Annotated in this window: 18 protein-coding genes; 3 read left to right on the forward strand and 15 right to left on the reverse strand. The window is 74.6% G+C overall.

Annotated features, from left to right (window positions below; genetic code table 11):
- Positions 1 to 997, reverse strand: a 997-nt coding sequence (locus AB0A74_RS21120) for a serine/threonine-protein kinase (protein WP_358251728.1), incomplete at its 3' end; no start/stop codon positions are given.
- A gap of 258 nt (positions 998 to 1,255) precedes the next feature.
- Here AB0A74_RS21120 and AB0A74_RS21125 point away from each other — a divergent pair.
- Entirely contained in the window at positions 1,256 to 1,555 is a 300-nt protein-coding gene (locus tag AB0A74_RS21125; protein WP_358251730.1) for a DUF1540 domain-containing protein, read from the forward strand.
- A gap of 30 nt (positions 1,556 to 1,585) precedes the next feature.
- Here the strand turns inward: AB0A74_RS21125 and AB0A74_RS21130 are convergent, their stop codons facing one another.
- From AB0A74_RS21130 to AB0A74_RS21140, 3 genes are all read right to left on the reverse strand, one after another.
- Positions 1,586 to 2,311, reverse strand: a complete 726-nt coding sequence (locus tag AB0A74_RS21130; RefSeq protein WP_358251732.1) for a GNAT family N-acetyltransferase — start codon at positions 2,309 to 2,311, stop codon at positions 1,586 to 1,588.
- An 84-nt stretch (positions 2,312 to 2,395) separates the two neighbouring features.
- Positions 2,396 to 2,971 (reverse strand): FMN reductase, encoded by a 576-nt coding sequence (locus tag AB0A74_RS21135; RefSeq protein WP_358251733.1) that lies wholly within the window; start codon positions 2,969 to 2,971, stop codon positions 2,396 to 2,398.
- Positions 2,968 to 4,041: an LLM class flavin-dependent oxidoreductase gene (locus tag AB0A74_RS21140; protein WP_358251735.1), complete on the reverse strand. Its 1,074-nt coding sequence runs from the start codon at positions 4,039 to 4,041 to the stop codon at positions 2,968 to 2,970. Before AB0A74_RS21140 ends, AB0A74_RS21135 begins: the two co-directional genes overlap by 4 nt.
- Before the next feature lie 136 nt (positions 4,042 to 4,177).
- Between AB0A74_RS21140 and AB0A74_RS21145 the strand changes: the two genes are divergently transcribed.
- Positions 4,178 to 5,599, forward strand: a complete 1,422-nt coding sequence (locus AB0A74_RS21145) for a glycosyltransferase family 39 protein (protein ID WP_358251737.1) — start codon at positions 4,178 to 4,180, stop codon at positions 5,597 to 5,599.
- A 76-nt stretch (positions 5,600 to 5,675) separates the two neighbouring features.
- On the forward strand, positions 5,676 to 6,896 hold the full coding sequence (locus AB0A74_RS21150; RefSeq protein ID WP_358251739.1) for an MFS transporter: 1,221 nt from the start codon (positions 5,676 to 5,678) through the stop codon (positions 6,894 to 6,896).
- Between the two features lie 74 nt (positions 6,897 to 6,970).
- On the opposite strand, the gene AB0A74_RS21155 is transcribed toward AB0A74_RS21150, so the two are convergent.
- From AB0A74_RS21155 to AB0A74_RS21205, 11 genes are all read right to left on the reverse strand, one after another.
- Positions 6,971 to 7,864 (reverse strand): XRE family transcriptional regulator, encoded by an 894-nt coding sequence (locus AB0A74_RS21155; protein WP_358251741.1) that lies wholly within the window; start codon positions 7,862 to 7,864, stop codon positions 6,971 to 6,973.
- A 71-nt stretch (positions 7,865 to 7,935) separates the two neighbouring features.
- The gene (locus tag AB0A74_RS21160; protein ID WP_358251743.1) at positions 7,936 to 8,487 is read right to left on the reverse strand and encodes a SagB/ThcOx family dehydrogenase; all 552 of its coding nucleotides are present in this window, start codon (positions 8,485 to 8,487) and stop codon (positions 7,936 to 7,938) included.
- Between the two features lie 29 nt (positions 8,488 to 8,516).
- On the reverse strand, positions 8,517 to 9,800 hold the full coding sequence (locus AB0A74_RS21165) for a YcaO-like family protein (RefSeq protein ID WP_358251745.1): 1,284 nt from the start codon (positions 9,798 to 9,800) through the stop codon (positions 8,517 to 8,519).
- Positions 9,797 to 11,200 (reverse strand): CocE/NonD family hydrolase, encoded by a 1,404-nt coding sequence (locus AB0A74_RS21170; protein ID WP_358251747.1) that lies wholly within the window; start codon positions 11,198 to 11,200, stop codon positions 9,797 to 9,799. The genes AB0A74_RS21165 and AB0A74_RS21170 overlap by 4 nt, the downstream gene beginning before the upstream one ends.
- A complete protein-coding gene (locus AB0A74_RS21175) occupies positions 11,190 to 11,969 on the reverse strand; it encodes a hypothetical protein (RefSeq protein ID WP_358251749.1) in 780 nt (259 codons plus the stop codon). The genes AB0A74_RS21170 and AB0A74_RS21175 overlap by 11 nt, the downstream gene beginning before the upstream one ends.
- A gap of 55 nt (positions 11,970 to 12,024) precedes the next feature.
- A complete protein-coding gene (gene amiA / locus AB0A74_RS21180; RefSeq protein WP_343932063.1) occupies positions 12,025 to 12,132 on the reverse strand; it encodes a streptamidine family RiPP in 108 nt (35 codons plus the stop codon).
- Positions 12,133 to 12,183: 51 nt separating this feature from the next.
- Complete coding sequence (locus tag AB0A74_RS21185) at positions 12,184 to 12,987, reverse strand: ABC transporter ATP-binding protein (protein ID WP_358251751.1); 804 nt, start codon at positions 12,985 to 12,987, stop codon at positions 12,184 to 12,186.
- Positions 12,984 to 13,910, reverse strand: a complete 927-nt coding sequence (locus AB0A74_RS21190; RefSeq protein WP_358251753.1) for an iron chelate uptake ABC transporter family permease subunit — start codon at positions 13,908 to 13,910, stop codon at positions 12,984 to 12,986. Before AB0A74_RS21190 ends, AB0A74_RS21185 begins: the two co-directional genes overlap by 4 nt.
- A complete protein-coding gene (locus tag AB0A74_RS21195) occupies positions 13,907 to 14,815 on the reverse strand; it encodes an iron chelate uptake ABC transporter family permease subunit (RefSeq protein ID WP_358251755.1) in 909 nt (302 codons plus the stop codon). Before AB0A74_RS21195 ends, AB0A74_RS21190 begins: the two co-directional genes overlap by 4 nt.
- Positions 14,812 to 15,765 (reverse strand): ABC transporter substrate-binding protein, encoded by a 954-nt coding sequence (locus AB0A74_RS21200; RefSeq protein ID WP_358251757.1) that lies wholly within the window; start codon positions 15,763 to 15,765, stop codon positions 14,812 to 14,814. Before AB0A74_RS21200 ends, AB0A74_RS21195 begins: the two co-directional genes overlap by 4 nt.
- Positions 15,762 to 16,517, reverse strand: coding sequence for a TIM barrel protein (locus AB0A74_RS21205; RefSeq protein ID WP_358251759.1), 756 nt, complete (start codon positions 16,515 to 16,517; stop codon positions 15,762 to 15,764). Before AB0A74_RS21205 ends, AB0A74_RS21200 begins: the two co-directional genes overlap by 4 nt.
- Positions 16,518 to 16,535 lie beyond the last annotated feature (18 nt).

A 16,535-nucleotide genomic window follows, 5' to 3' on the forward strand; every position in this document is an offset into this window, starting at 1 on the left:
CGGCGGCGGGCGGCTCGGCGGCGTCCTGCGGGGCGGCGGCGGCCTCGGCGGCGGGCGCGCTCTCGGTGGACGGGTCGGCCGGTGGCGGGTCGGCCGGGGTCTCCGTGGCGGGTTCCGGGGTCGGCGGGACCATCACCTTGGTCGCCGGGGCGTGCGGCAGTGCCGCGGCCAGGACGGTGGCCGGGTCCGCCGACTCCTCGTTGAGCATCCGGACCGCCTCGGCCATCGTGGGCCGGGTCTCCGGGTTCGGGTCGAGCAGCCGCGTCAGCACCGGTTCCAGCGACCCGGCGTTGCGCGGCGGCGGGTACTTGCCCTCGGCCGCCTTGTGCAGCAGCAGGATCGGGTTGCCGTCCGTGCCGAACGGCGGTGCGCCCTCCAGCGCCGCGTACAGGGTCGCGCCGACGCCGAACACGTCGGCCGGGAACCCGATCTCCTCGCCGCGCGCGACCTCGGGGGCCAGGTAGGCGGGGGTGCCGACGAGCATGCCGGTCGCCGTGATCGTCCCCTCGCCCGCCACCCGGGAGGTGCCGAAGTCGGTGACCTTGACCGTGCCGAACTCGGTCACCAGGACGTTGCCGGGCTTGACGTCGCGGTGCACCACGCCGGACGCGTGCGCCGCCGCCAGGCCGGACGCGAGCTGCGCGCCGATCCGCCGCACCTCGTCCGGCGGCAGGGCGCCGCGCTCGGCCAGGATCGCCGCGAGGCTGCGCGACGGCAGGTACTCCATCACCAGCCACGGCCGGTTGTCGTCCTCGACCACGTCGTAGAGCGCGATCACGTTGGCGTGCTGGAGCCGGGCGGCGATCCGGCCCTCGCGGACCGCGCGGCGCACCGAGTCGGAGTCGAAACCGTTGCGGGTCACCAACTCCTTGAGCGCGACGATGCGTCGCAACCGGGTGTCCTCGGCGCGCCAGACCACGCCCATGCCACCCGCGCCGATCCGGTCCGTCAACCGGTACCGGCCCGCGACGGTCCGCTGCTCCACCACTTCCCCCATCCCCTCGGTGATCTCGCCCGCCCGATCCGGTGACCGTCGAACGTGTGTACCCGACCACGATGCCGGCCATGCGCCGCGCCGTCCGCGAGCGCCCCGTGGTGTGTCGCGCACACCGACCGCTCCCGTGGACCCCGGAAATGCCGATCACGACCACGGAAAGAAATGAATGGTAAGGCTAACCTAATCATTCCCGTGTTGCGACCATGGAATAGCTGGGGCACTGTTCGAATCGGCGAAACAAACGACCGAGGAGCCGGCATGACCACCACTGAAATGCCCCACGTCAGCGAGTGCACCGTCGCGGGCTGTTCGTACAACCACGACGGCTGCCACGCCTTCGCCATCACCGTGAGCGGCCACAACGGCGCGGCGGACTGCGGGACGTTCATCCCGCTGTCGCGCAAGGGCGGCCTGGACCGGGTGATCGCGCAGGTCGGCGCGTGTCAGCGCGCGGACTGCACGTACAACCGCGACCTGGAATGCACGGCCCCCGACATCCGGGTCGGTCCGGGCGAGGGCGGCCACGCGGCGAACTGCCTCACCTACTCGCCGCGGTGAATCGACGACCCGCGGCCGGCCGCCCGCCCGTCACGCCGTCGGCTTCGACCACCACCTGGCCCGCGCCACGACGTCGAAGCCGAACGAGTCGTACAGCGGGCGGCCGGCCTCGGTCGCGGTGAGGGTGACCGGCACGTCCCACCCGTCGAGCGCGGCGTTCAGCAGTGCCCGCCCGACGCCCCGTGAGCGGTGCTCCGGGAGGGTGGTCACCCAGTACAGCCCGGTGGCCTGACCGTCCGCGATGGACAGACACGCGCCGGCCGCCTCCCCGTCCCGCTCCGCCAGGTGCATCCGCGCCTCGGGCCGGTCGAGCAGGGCGGGGGTGAACGCCTCCCCCGGCGCGAACCCGGGCAGCGGGAACCCGTCCAGCACCACTCGCTCGAACACGGCGACCTGCTCGGCGGTCCCGACTTCGCGCACTCCCGACGCCGGCGCGGCCACGGGTCCGGGCTGCCGCACCATGACCGGCAGCTCATGGCCCTCCAGCCCCCACGGCGCGCAGTCGAGCACCCCGAACGAGTCCTCGACCGTCACGCGCCGCTCGCCGGCCGCCGCCACGAGGTCGCCCACCTCGGCGATGGCGCGGGGGCCGGGTTCCGGGTCGAGCACCAGCACGCGCAGCAGGCCGGGGCCGATCATCGCGGAGAAGCCGGCGCGGCGGAGCAGCTCGTGGCCGCGGGTCTCGGCGAGGACGGCGAGCAGGACGTCGGAGTTGCGCGTGGCGAGGGCCAGGGAGGCTGGGACGACGGAGGTCATGATCGGACTGTATGCGCCCGATCGGCCTCCGGCCCCCGGTTCCATCGTCCCACCGGGGGCCGACAAAACGGCCCGCGCCGGCCGCTACCGCCGGTTGAGCAGCTGGTCGAACGGGACGAAGGTGTCCGCGGGCTTGGTCGCCACCCGGCCCTCCAGCAGCCCCGCCAGTTCGCCCGCCGCCCGCTCGATGCGGTCCGACAGGCCCTGCGGCGCGCCCCAGTCCGAGGACGCCGCGTAGACGCCCGTCGGCACCACGATCGCCCGCAGGTACGCGAACAACGGGCGCAACGCGTGGTCCAGCACCAGCGAGTGGCGCTCGGTCCCGCCGGTCGCCGCGATCAGCACCGGCTTGCCCACCAGCGCGTCCGGCTCCAGCACGTCCACGAACGACTTGAACAGCCCGCTGTAGGACGCGTTGAAGGTCGGCGTCACGACCACGAGGCCGTCGGCGGTCACGACGTCGTCCACGACCGCCTTCAACCGCGCGCTCGGGAAGCCCGTCACCAGGTTGTCCGCCACGTCCCGCGCCACGTCCCGCAAGCGGAACGACCGCGGCTCCACGGGCAGCTCGCGCTCCACGGCGGCGGCGAGCCGGTCGGCCAGCAGGTGGCTGGACGACGGCTCGCCGAGACCCGCCGACACCACGGCCAGGGTCGTCACTTCACGGTCTCCTTCACGCGCGAGGTGTGGGTGGGGGCGTCCGGCACGTCCGCGGGCCGGCCGACGGCGAACTCGCGGCGCAGCACGGGCACGATCTCGCCCAGCAGGTCCAGCTGCTCCAGCACCGTCTTCAGGGGCAGACCGGCGTGGTCCACCAGGAACAACTGGCGCTGGTAGTCGCCGAAGTGCTCGCGGAAGGTCAGTGTCTTGTCGATGACCTCCTGCGGGCTGCCGACGGTCAGCGGCGTCTGCGCCTGGAAGTCCTCCAGCGACGGACCGTGGCCGTAGACCGGGGCGTTGTCGAAGTACGGGCGGAACTCGCGGACGGCGTCCTGGGAGTTGCGGCGCATGAACACCTGGCCGCCGAGGCCGACGATCGCCTGGTGCGCGGCGCCGTGCCCGTAGTGCTCGTAGCGCTCCCGGTACAGGTTGATCAGCCGCTGGAAGTGCTCCTTGGGCCAGAAGATGTTGTTGGCGAAGAACCCGTCGCCGTAGTAGGCGGCCTGCTCCGCGATCTCCGGGCTGCGGATCGACCCGTGCCACACGAACGGCGGCACGCCGTCGAGCGGGCGGGGCGTCGAGGTGAACGACTGGAGCGGCGTGCGGAAGCGGCCCTGCCAGTCCACCACGTCCTCGCGCCACAACCGGTGCAGCAGGTGGTAGTTCTCGATGGCCAGGTCGATGCCGTCGCGGATGTCCTTGCCGAACCACGGGTACACCGGCCCGGTGTTGCCCCGGCCCATGATCAGGTCCACCCGGCCGTCGGCCAGGTGCTGCAGCATCGCGTAGTCCTCGGCGATCTTGACCGGGTCGTTCGTGGTGATCAGCGTGGTCGCGGTGGACAGCACGAGGCGCTGCGTGCGCGCCGCGATGTAGCCGAGCATCGTCGTGGGCGAGGACGGCACGAACGGCGGGTTGTGGTGCTCGCCGGTCGCGAACACGTCGAGGCCGACCTCCTCGGCCTTCAGCGCGATCTCGACCATCGCCTTGATGCGCTCGGCCTCGGTCGGCGTCCGGCCCGTGGTGGGGTCGGGCGTCACGTCGCCGACGGTGAAGACACCGAACTGCATAGCCGCTCCTCGGTCCAAGTAGTTGTACTTTCAACTACTGCGCACAACAGTACCGCCTCGATCGCTATTCCGGTGTTGCCGGGTGGCGCGGACCACGCCAGGGTGTGTGGCCGGGGTCACTCACACGGGGGATTTCATGCGGTTCGCGTGGCGCGAGACGGGGGTCGTGGTCGCGGTCCAGGCGGTGGTGCTGACCACGCTGTCCGACCGGTACGGGTTCCACCGCGACGAGCTGTACTTCCTCGCCGCAGGCAGGCGCCCGGCCTGGGGTTACGTCGACCAGCCGCCGCTGACGCCACTGCTCGCGCGGGCGTTCTCGGCGGCGCTCGGGGAGACGCCGTCGGGGATCCGGGTCGCCGCCACCCTGCTCGCCGCCGCCACGACGGTCGTGGTGGCGATGATCACCGCGGAACTCGGCGGCGGGCGGGCCGCGCAGGTCTTCGCCGCCGCCGCGACGGCGCTGTCCGGGTTCGTCCTGGGCGTCTCGCACATGCTGTCCACGGCCACGGTGGACCTGCTGCTGTGGGTGGCGATCGCGTACTGCTTCCTGCGCGTGCTGCGCGGTGACGGCCGGTGGTGGGTGGCGGTCGGCACGGCCGTCGGCGTGGCGATGACGAACAAGTGGCTGGTGCCGTTGCTGGTGGTCTCGCTCGGCTTCGCGCTGCTCGTCACCGGGCCGCGCAAGGCGCTGGTGAGCCGGTGGCTGCCGGTCGGGGCGCTGGTGGCGGCGGCGATCACGGCCCCGGTGTTCCGGTGGCAGGCGGAGCACGACTTCCCGCTGCTGACCGTCGCGGGCGGGATCAGCGAGGTGGACGGCGGCGAGAACCGCGCGATGTTCGTGCCGCTGCAACTGCTCTACCTGTCACCGGTGCTGGTGCCGGTCTGGGTGGCGGGGTTCGTGCGGCTGTGGCGGGACGAGCGGCTGCGGTCGGTCGCGCTCGCCTACCCGGTGCTGTGCGTGATCACGCTGGTCAGCGGCGGGAAGCCGTACTACACCATGCCGTTGCTGGTGGTCCTGGTCGCCGCCGGCGCCGAACCCGCCGTGCGCTGGGCCGCCCGGCACCGGGTGTGGGCGGGCGCGGCGGCGGTCGTCGGCACGGCCCTGTCCGTCGTGATCAGCCTGCCCGTGCTGCCGGCCGCGCGACTCGGCCCGACACTGGCCGTCAACCCCGAGGCGGGCGAACAGGTCGGCTGGCCGGAACTGACCGCGACGGTCGCGCGGGTGTGGGCGACGATCCCGCCCGGACAACGCGCCGAAGCGGTCGTCTTCACCCGCAACTACGGCCAGGCGGGCGCGATCGAGCGCTTCGGCCCGGCCCACGGCCTGCCCCGGCCGCACTCGGGCCACATGTCCTACGCCGACTGGGGACCGCCCGACGACCGGTTCGACGGGCCGGTGCTGGTGGTGGGCCGGCGGAGCCCGGAGTTCACCGAGTGCCGGGTGGTCGAGATCCACCGCGCGGTCGTCGCGAACGAGGAGGACGGGACCGACGTGGCGCTGTGCAGGGCGCCGCGGTGGTCGAGCACCTGGCCGCAACTGCGTCGGTACTACGGCTGACCCGGACGCCGCGGCGCGCGCCACCGGGCACACCCCGGGATTGGTAGGTGAACATGACATTCATTAACATGGCCGGGTGACCGCCGTCGTCGACTCGTCCGCCCGCGACTTCCGCCGCTACCTCGCCGCCCGCCTGCTGTCCGTCGCGGGCAGCCTGGTGTCGGTGGTGGCGTTGCCCGTGCTGGTCTACCAGCTCACCGGGTCCGCCGGCTGGACCTCGGCCGTCGCCGCCGCCGAAGCGCTGCCGTACCTGGTGTTCGGGCTGCTCGCGGGAGCGCTGGCGGACCGGGTGGACCGGCGGGTGCTCATGGTGTCGCTCGACCTCGTGGTGGCGGGCGCGTTGGCGACGATCCCCCTGGCGTGGTGGGCGGGCGTGCTGACGGCGGGTCACGTGGTGGCGGTGGCGTTCGTCGCGCAGACCGCGTTCGTGTTCTTCGACGCGGCCAACTTCGGCGCGCTGCCCGCGTTGGTGGGCAAGGACAAGCTCACCGCCGCCTACGCCAAGCTCTACGGCCGCACCACGGTCGCCGAACTGGCCGTGCCGCCGCTGGCCGGCCTGCTGGTGGCGGTCGTCGCGCCGGCGAGCCTGGTCGCGGTCAACGCGTTGACCGCCGTGGGGTCGGCGCTGCTGGTCCGCGCGGTCCGGTCGGCCCTGTCCACGCCGCGCGCCGACGGCGCGACGCTGGTCCGCGACATCGGCTCCGGCCTGCGGTTCGTGTGGGGCAACCCGATCGTCCGCACGCTGACCCTGGTCGGCGCGACGCACTCGGCCGCGGCGGGCGCGTGGGTGGCCGTGCTGGTGCCGTGGGCGGACCGGGTGCTGGGGGTGCGGCCGTCCGGGGACGTCCGGTTGGCGGCGCTGTTCAGCTGTTGGGGCGTGGGCGCGCTCGTCGCGTCGCGGCTGCTGCCGAAGCTGACCGAACGGTGGGGCGGGGCGCGGCTCGCGCTGGCCGGGTTGCCGGCGTCGCTGGCGTGCGCGGCCGGGGCGTTGCTGAGCACGCACTGGGCCGCGGCGATGGTGGCCGCGGTCGCCTGGGGCACCGCGCACTCGACCGTCGTCATCAACGCCATCACCTATCGCCAACAGGTGTGCCCGCCGGACATGCAGTCCCGCGTCAACACGACCGCCCGCATGATCGCGTGGGGACTCGGCCAACCGGCGGGCGCGGCGCTGGCCGGCGCGGTGGCGGTGGCGGCCGGGCCGCGCGCGGGACTCGGCGCGGGCGTGGCGCTGATGGCCGTCGGGGTCGCGCTGGCGTGGGTGACGCCGACCCTGCGCCGGGAAGCCACCCGCTGACCCACCGCTGCCCACCGACCCGCCGCTGCCGCGCGCAACCACCGCCGTCGCGCAATCACCTCCGGCGCGCGGAACTACCACTGCCAGCGGAACCCGTAGCTGCCCGGACCCAGGTCGAGCGCGACCCCCAGGAGCGACCCGCTCGCGTCCACCTCCGCCGGCAGCACGGTCTCGGCCCGCCCCTCCGGCCGCCGGTACTGCTGGCACGACACCGGCCGCACGGCGGCGTCGAACGCCACCTCCAGCACGTACTCCCGCACCGGCAGCCGGAACTTGCGCCCGCAGTGGGTCACGACCGCGTGCGGCCGGCTGACCAGCTCGTGCTCGATGACGATGCTCTGCCCGCGCCGCAACGCCCGGTCGAACAGCAACTCCGCGCACACCACCCCGACGTCCGAGCAGCTCACCATGCGCCCCACCACGCAGTGCCGCACCGGCCGCAGCACCGGCAACGGCCGGCCAGGCTGCTCGCCGACGATCACCACCCACCGGTCCGCCCCGTCGGCCTCGGCGCGCAGCACGTGCCGCGACCGGATGACGTGCTCGGCGCGGTCGGCCGCCACGGTGACGAAGTCGTGCTGGCTCAACCGGGTCAGCTGCTCGTCCCACCCGGTGTCCACCTGCCGCACGGCCCACTCGACGGTCTCCGGCCGCGACCACAGGGCGCTGATCGGCAACGGCTCGTCGGGCACCCGCTTCAACCACCGCCCGCGCGGCCGGGGCGGCCCCAGCAGGCCCTCCAGGTGCCCGGCCGGCAGGTCGAGGATGTCCTCCAGCAACCCGATCGCCCTCAACGACGACCGCCGCTCGGGCCGGCTGCGCCCCGACTGCCAGTAGCTCAACGTCGCCAGGCTGACCTTGACGCCGTGCTGCGCCAGGTGCTCGCGGATGCGTTCCAACCCCAGTCCGCGGGCCGCGATCGCCGCGCGCAGGGCACCGGCGAACGTGTCCGTTCTCGCTGTGTCCATGACCGCTCCCCCTTGCTGTTGCCACGGTATTGCCGCAGCAGCACCCCGGGGAATGGCTTTATGCCCCCTTTTTATGTCCCCGTCCCGGATCGCGGGACGCCGCGCCCGACGACGAACAACACCAGCGGGACGTCCTGTTCTCCGCCCCCGACAAGGGCTTTGACCGCGTCGTCGGAGAATCCGGCGACCGCGCACCCGTGCAATCCCAGCGCGGTCGCCACCAGGTAGAGGTTCTGCACCGCCACCCCGGCGTCCACGTGCGCGGTGCGGTAATGGCGTGATCCGTATTTCGCCAGCCCCGGACCCATCCGTCCACTGAGGACGACGACGGTGTCGGCCCGCCGCGCGAATTCCTCCTGCGCGAACACACCGTCCAGGTCACCCGGCCCCAAAGGCGACAACGCGTGCGCCTCGCGCAAGTACTCGAACACCGTTCTTTCCCGCACGACGTGCACCGCGATGGTCGGTAGTCCACCCGCGTTGGGATTGGTGCCCAGCACGTGCGGGCCCGACCGCCGCTGCACACCGACCGCGAACCGCAGCAACGCGCCGAGGTCCGCGAGGCTCAACGGCCGGTACGTGTAGTGCGATCGGCGGGACAGCAGCGCGTCCGCCAGCGTCATCGCCGGCGCCACCGGCTCGGGCAGCGGGATCACAGGAACGGCGGCGGGTCGAACAGGACGCGCGCCGGGTCGCCCCAGCGCGGCAGGCCCAGGTAGCGGAAGGCGGCGGGCGCGTTGGGCACCAGTCCGGTCGCGCACACCCGCACCACGTGCAGTCCCGCCTCGGCCACGTCGGGCGTGGTCAGGTCGGCGGTGGCGATCCGGTGGCCGCCCAGGCTCGCCCGCAGGTCCGCCAGGTCGCCCCGGGGTTCCAGCGCCACCATGCTTTCGGGACGCGTGAACCGGTGCAGCAGCTCGTCCTGCGTGCGCGGGTCGAGCCACACCTGGACCTGCGCGCCCAGGTCGCGCACGGCGGCGAAGTGCTCGCCGACGTCGTCGCGGTACCGGCGATCGGCGCGGTGGTCGAGGTAGAGGCCCTCGGCGAGGATCCCGGCCGAGATGGACTCGAACACCCAGCCGTCCGGGGCCAGCAGCCCTTGGGTGAAGATCCAGGTGTGCAAGGCCTCCAACACGGCCTTGGCGCACGCCTCCGCCGGGTCGAACCGGGCCGCGCCGCCGCCCGCGACGATGCCGGTCGCCCGGTCCACCACCACCGCGCCGACGCACCACACCGGGTGCTCGGTGGGCAGCTCGACCAGGTGCACCTCCAGTGGGCACCCGGCCAGTTCGGCGGCCAGGCCCGGCACGTCCCCGACCGCGATGCCCGTGGTGGGGGCACCGAGGTGCCACCAGCGTTCGAGGGCGTCCCGCTCGACCAGTTCGAGCAGGGCGCGGGTGAACGCGTCCTCCGCGCTGACGCCCGTGGCGATGCCGGCGTAGTTCAGGTGGTGCAGGCGGGGTTCGGCGCGGCGGGCCCCGGAGTGGTAGTTCAGGTGGACCCAGGACGCGGGCAGCAGGCACGGTTCGCCGTCCTCCTCGCCCTCGACCCAGGCGATCCGCGTGTCGTCGGTGAAGCGCCGGTAGGGGAAGCCGGGCGTGTCGTACTGCCAGTCGGCGAAGAACGGCAGGTCCGCCGGGCCGAAGTGGCGGGCGCCCCCGGCGGCGAGTTCGGCGGGCGTGGCGTGGCGCAGACCGGGCGGCACCCGGTTGCCGCAGTACCGCTCGACCGCCTCCCCCACGGCCGCCGCGCGGGCCGCCTCCACGTCGCCGAACGAGGTGCCCAGGCTGACCCGGTCCGCGGGCCACACCCCGAGCCGGCGCGCGTCGGCGACCTCGGCGGTGACGGCCCGGTAGCGGCGCGGGACGCCGGCCACCGGGGCGACGTCCACCAGCCGGCGCACGACGCCGGTCATCGGGTCCACCAACAACGTCACGAGGCGACCTCCTCGGGTAGGGCGGCGGCGGGCACGGTGTCGGCGCCGCCGGGGTGCCAGGGGATGCGGGCGTCGGCGCGCAGCACGGTCCGGCGGCTCGGGAGCAGCGCGGTGGCGCGGACCGGGTCTTCGCCGGTGTGGGGGTTGCGGGCGTGCCGGGGCCAGTGGTGGCCGGCGACCTCGAAGGCGAGGCGGCCCGAGTCGGGCACGGCTCGGCCGATGGGCGGGAGGTCGACGGTGAAGGTGGCGGGCTCGCCGGGGGTGTGGGCGCGGCGGTGGACGGCGTGCGCGAGGTGCGTGCCGTCGAGCGAGAGCCGGACGACCCAGTCGGCGTCGGGCACGTCGGCGACGGCGGTCAGGGTGACCGAGACGCCACCCCGCACCTCGCCCGCGCGCAGGGGCGGGCTGAGCAGCAGCGCGGCCGAACCGGTCGCCGTGGGCAGGTTGGGCGGGGCGGCGGCGAGTCGCGCGCCGAGTGGGAGTGAGCGGAAGGGGTTTTCGGGGTCCGCGGTGAACCCGGCCCGCACGACCTCCAACTCCGCCGCCACACCGCCCGCCGCCGCACCGCCCGCCGCCGACCTCCGCCAGCCATTCGAGTCCGGCGAGACGGCGAGGAACTCCTTGCTGCCGCGCAGGTCCGCCAGGGCCCGCGCCCACGCCACGTACAGCTCGCCGATCCGACGCCCGGCCAGAGCGGCGCCCGGCGCGGGGGCGTCCAGTTCGTGCCCCCACGGTCCGAGCACCAGCCGGCTCGGGCCGCCCCACTCCCGTGCCAACCGCACGGTGTCCGCGGCGAACGGGTCGTGCAGCCCGCCCACCGCCAGCAGCGGCACCCGCAGGCGCGGCACCGCCGTCCACAGCTCATCGGTGCGTTCGGGCGCGGCCCACAGGTCGTCCCAGCCGTCGACCAGGTCCACCACGGGCGTGTGCCGCAGGTCGGTCGACCGGACCGTCCCCACGTGCTCGCCCCACCACCCCGCGCGGCACGCCAGCCGCGCCGCCCCGCCGGGTTCCCGCGCGGTCTCCCCCAGGCCCAGCGCGGGCACGGCCGCCAGCACGCCGACCACCACGTCCGGCCGGGCGATCGCCGCGGTCACCGCGCAGTACGCCGCGTACGACGCCCCGGCCGCGATCACCCGCCGGAAACCCAAGCGCCGCACCGCGTCGACGACGCCGGCGCCGTCCACGGCCTCGGTCCGGTACGGCCGGAAGTCCCCCGCCGAGCCACCACGCCCGCGCACGTCCCCCACCACGCACGAGAACCCGCGCGCCACCCATCCCCGCGCCTCGGCGAAGTGGTGCTGACGGCCATAGGGCGTCCGGATCAGCACGACCGGCGCGTCCCGGTCGCCGGCGAACAGCGTGTGCGCCAAGCCCGCCGCGGTGAACTCACGGCGCACTGTCGGGCACCGGCAGCACGGGGTGGTCGGCGATCGCGCCGCTGTCCAGGTCGACCACGCGCAGCCGCCGGTGGGCCGGGATCGCGCCCGGCGTCAGGGAGGTGTCCGCGGCCGTCGCGCCGGTCGCCCAGCGCGCCAGGTCCTTCACCGCGAGCGCGGCGACGAGCAGGAGTTCGGCGGCGTCCGGGGCCTCGTCGCCGAGCACCGCGTCCCGCCCGGCCCAGTACGCCGCCAGGTGGCGGTGACCGGAGCCGGCGGCGGCCAGGCGGCGCGCCCGCACGTCGCGGTGGGTCACGCCGATCGGTTCCAGCAGCACGTGCCGGCCCTCGCGGCTGACCCGCTGCCAGCCGATGCCGTGGTCGGCCAAGGCGTCCAGCTCCAGCCAGCGCTCGGGCGCGGGACCGTCGTGCCAGGCCAGGACCGCCGCCGGCGCGAGGTCCAGCACGGCGTCCACCGCGGTGTCCGGCCGGAGCACGACCGGTCGCGCGCCGGCGCGGCGCAACGCCTCCGCGGCCTCGATGGCGTGGTCGGCCAGGACGGCGACGGTCCGGCGGCCCACCGGCCAGCTCGCGCGCGTCCCGACGTGGCCGGCGTGCTCGAACGCCCCCAGCTCGGGCGTCGGGTCGGCGTCGGCGCGGGTGAGCGCGGCGCGGACCCCGGCGAGCGCCGCGTCGGACAGGGCGACGGCGAACAGCTCGCCCGCCGCGTCCCGCAGCACCGGACCGGCCGGGCCGGTGAACAGTGCGGTGCCGGGCTTGAGGGTCTTCACGCGCTCCTCCTCGTCGGGGGTCCGGGGCCGCCGGGTGCGGCGGCCCCGGAGGGGGTCACTCGTCGTCGCCGCCGTCGAACGGGTTCTCGACCAGCGCGTTGCTGTGGCTGGCGGAGTTGTGCGGCAGCAGGCGCTCGGCCTCGACGGGCTCGAAGATCTCCACGAGGTGTCTCCTCTCGGTTGCGGTGTGGCCGGGTTCGACCACACCACCAACCTAATCTGGAATGACAACCATTTTCAATAGTCCGTTGGTCGTGATCCACCGCACTTCGCCCCGCACGCCGTAGACCTCGGCCAGGAACGCGGCGTCGACCACAGTGGACGGTGGGCCGTCGGCGTGCACGACACCGTCGCGCAACGCCACCACCCGGTCGGAGTACCGGGCGGCCTGGGTCAGGTCGTGCAGGACGGCGACGACGGTCAGCCCGCGTTCCCGTTGCAGCGCGCGGACCAGCTCCAGCACCTCGACCTGGTGGCGGATGTCGAGGTAGGTGGTCGGTTCGTCGAGCAGCAGCACGGGCGCGTCCTGGGCCAGCGCCAACGCGAGCCGCACCCGCTGCCGCTGCCCGCCCGACAGCCGCTCGACGGGCGTGTCCGCCCACTCGACCACCCCGGTGTCCCGCAACGCCTTGCGCACCTGGTCGTCGTCGGTCTCGCCGAGCATGCCCAGCGGACCCCTCGCGGCGTAACGGCCCTGCCGCACGAACTGCCGCACGGTCAGTCCCCGCACGTACGGGGTGGCCTGCGGCAGCAGCGAGATCCGCCGCGCCACGTCCCGCCGGGACATGCCCGTCAACGGCCGGCCGTCCACCAGCACGGCACCGTCGTTCGGCGGGTGCAGGCCCGCCAGGACGCGCAGCAGGGTCGTCTTGCCGCTGCCGTTCTCGCCGAGCAGGGTCAGCCACTCCCCCTCGGCCACCGCGAGGTCGACGCCCCGCAGCACCTCGTGCTCGCCGAACCGCACGTGCACCCCCGTCGCGCGCAGTGGCCGCCGCGGCGCGGCCCGATCACCGCTCACCAGATCCCTCCCGTCCGCCGCGCCACCACGACCAGCACCACCGCGCCCAACAGCGCCGTGATCGCCCCGGCCGGCACGTGCGCCAGCTGTCCCACCGCGTCCGACGCCGCCACCGCCGCCGCGCCCAGCGACGCCGACGCGGGCACCACCCGCCGGTGCGCCGGCCCGACCACCCACCGCGCCGCGTGCGGCGCGAGCAGGCCGACGAACGCCGTCGCCCCCACCGCCGCCACGGCCGCCGACGTGGCCACCGCCGCCAGCAGCAACACCGTGCTGCGCCAAGGGACGACGGCCAGCCCCACCGCGTGGGCGTGGTCGTCGTCCACCGCCAGCACGTCCAGCACGCCACCCAGCAGGGTCGCCACGACCAAGACCACAAGCAGCACCGGCCACAGCGGCGCCAGGTGCTCCCAGGTCCGGCCGACCAGCGACCCGAGCAGCCACCGCGACACCGCCCCGGCAAGCTGCGGACGGGCGGTGAGCACCACCAGCGTCGTGCCGACCAGCACCGACGACACGACCACGCCGCGCACCGCGACCTCGCCGGACACCCCGGCCAGCACCCACAGCACCCCGCCGCCGACGACCCCGCCGACCAGCGCCGCACCGGCCATCGGCAGCGGCTGCGCCGCCACTCCCCCGACCACCGACGCGACCACCGCGCCCAGCACCGCGCCCGACCCGACACCGGTGATCTCCGGCGACGCCAACCGGTTGCGCACGGCCGCCTGCAACAGCGCCCCCGCGATCCCCAGGCACGCCCCCGCGCACACCCCGACCAGCACGCGCGGCGCGCGCAGTTCCAGCACGACCGCCCGCGCGTGGGCGTCGTCGCCGAAGAACAACGACACGTCCGTGCTCCCGACCGCGAGCTGCGCCACCGCGCACGCCACCACCAGCACGACCAGACCGGCGATCCTCACGCCCGCCTCCGCACCAGCAGCCCGACGCCCACGGCGGCCAACGCGGTCAACCCGCCGACCGGCAGCTCCACCGGGTACAGCACGGTCCGCGCCACCAGGTCCGCGGCGACGACCACCAACGCCCCCAGCAACGCCGTCACCCCGACCGAGGGCCGCCCGAGCCGGGCCGCCAGCCGGGGCGCGAAGAACCCGACCCACGCCACCGGACCCGCCGGCCCCACCACCACCGCCACCAGCAGCGACGCCACCGCGAGCACGGCGACCCGCGCCCGTCCCGGCCGCAGCCCGGCCGACATCGCCTCGTCGTCGCCCAGCCGCAGCAGCCGGACGCGCGGCAGCACGACCAACACCGCCGGCACCGCCACCGCGAGCCCCACCGCGACCGGGACGAGCGTGGGCCACGTCGTCCCGGTCAGCGACCCGAGCAGGTAGCGCACGAGCACGCCCTGTTCCCGCGTGTCGGTCATGGCGGTCGCGGCGAGCATCACGGCCTGCGCCGCCGACCCGACCGCCGCGCCGATCAGCAGCACCGCCGCCGGACCCTCCGCGCCCCGCACCGCCACCAGCGTCAACGCCCCGCCCAGCGCGGCGCCGACCAGCGCGGGCGTGAGCGGCGCGCCGGGGACGTCCAGGCCGAACGCCACCGTCGTGCCGACCGCGGCCGCCGCCCCGCCGGACACCCCGAGCAGCTCCGGCACGGCCAGCGGGTTGCGCAGCGACTCCTGCAACAACAGCCCCGCCACCCCGAGGCACGCGCCGGCGACCGCGCCGAGCACCAGCCGGGGCGCGCGCAACTGCCACACCACGACCTGCTCCAGCTCGGTCACCGGCCACGCCACGACGGGCTGCCCCCACGCCAACGCCCCGGCGACCACCGCCACCGCGACGAGCGCGAGCAGCCTCAAGCGGGGACCTCGGCCAGCGCCTCGTCCACCACCGCCGCGAGGCTGCGCAACCCGCGCCCGGAACCCCACAGCTTGGCGTGCGTCTCGTGCACGCGGCCTTGCCGAACGGCCGGGATCTGCTTCCACACGGGGTTGTCGGCGAGCTGACCGCTCAACGTCTTGTCGTCGGGCGAGAACAGCAGCGAGTACACGAACACCACGTCCGGCTGCTTGGCCAGCAGTTCCTCGACGCTGTAGTTGCTCGCCGTGTCCACGTCGGTCCCCTTGGCGGGGAACGGGTAGGTGAACAGCTGCCCGAGCAGGTGGCCCTTGAGCGAGGACGTGGTGTCCACGCCGATCGAGTCCACGCTGCCGTACATCAGCAGCACCTTCTTGCCCGACCGCCCGTCGGCCCGGGTCTTGGCGACGGCGTCGGCGAGCTTGCCGCGGAAGGCCTCCTCCGCCTGGACGGCCCGGTCGGTGCGCCCGGTCAGCGCGCCCAGCGCGCGCAGGTAGCCGACGGACTGCTCCCAGGTCGCCGGTTCGGCCGTCCACAGTGGAGCGAACTTCTCGATCGCGGGCCGCAGCGGGTCGTGCACGCCGGGCAGGCCGATCACCAGGTCCGGCTTGAGGCCGGCGATGAACTCGACGTCCTCGCCGCCGAACGTGCCGGGCACCTTGGGCACCTCGCCCGCGTGGCCGATGACCGGCAGCAGGGTGGGGTTGGTCGTGCCGACCGGGGTGAGCCCGAGGTCGAGCACGATGTCGTCGCACAGGCCGTTGAGGCACACGATCCGCTCGGCGGGCTTGGTCAGCGTGACCTTCGTGCCGTGCGGGTCGGTGACGCTCAGGGACGGTTCGAGCGGCGCGGCCGTGCGGACGACCGGGGTGGGCCGCGCCTGGTCGGCGGCGGGGGCGGTGGTGCAGGCGGCGAGCGCCAGGCCCGCGAGGGCGAGTGCGAGGGTCCTCATCGTTCTTCCAGCCAGGAGAGCAGGGTGGCGGCGTCCCGGCGGAACGCCTCGGGCGAGTCGTCGGGCACGAACTCCAGCAGCACGTGCCGGTCGCGGCCGTCCTCGTGCAGGACGTCGAGCAGCGGGCGCCACAGGTCGGCGCGGGCGGCCAGCGGGAGGCGCTCGGTGAAGCCGTCCGGGCCCCAGGAGAAGGCGTGGACGGCGGCCAGGCGCGGGAGCAGGACGGTGACCTCGGTGAGGCACGCGTCGACGTCCGGTTGCTCCTTGGGTTGCCAGTGGGCGACCAGGTCCACGTCCTCCAGGAGGCGCAACGCCGAGGCGAGGTCGTCGGTCAGCGAGGACACGTGGTGCTCGGCCGTGACCGCGACGCCCTTGGCGGCGGCCAGGTCCACGCACCGGCGCAGGTCCTCGGTGATCTCCCCGCGCTCTTGCCGCGTGGTCTCCCGCGAGCCCTTGACCCCCGCCCACACGCGGACGCGCGGCGCGCCCAGGGTTTCGGCGGTGTCCAGGACGGCGGCGAAGTCGGCCGGGTCGCTCGCGCCGGCCTTGTAGTAGGAGCCGTAGGTGCCGATCGCCAGGTCGTGGGAGCGGCACAGCCGGGCGGCGCGCTCCGCGCTCGCGCGGTCGCCCGGCGGGACGTGCACGTCCCCGGCCCACTCGACGGCCCCCAGCCCGGCGTCGGCGGCGAGGCCGACGACCTCGTCGACCGGTCTGCCCCGGAAGGTGACCGAGGCCAATCCTGCGGTGATCATGGGTGCCCTTCACTCGAA

The organism is Saccharothrix sp. NPDC042600, from assembly GCF_040647305.1.
Classification (GTDB): domain Bacteria; phylum Actinomycetota; class Actinomycetes; order Mycobacteriales; family Pseudonocardiaceae; genus Actinosynnema; species Actinosynnema mutabilis.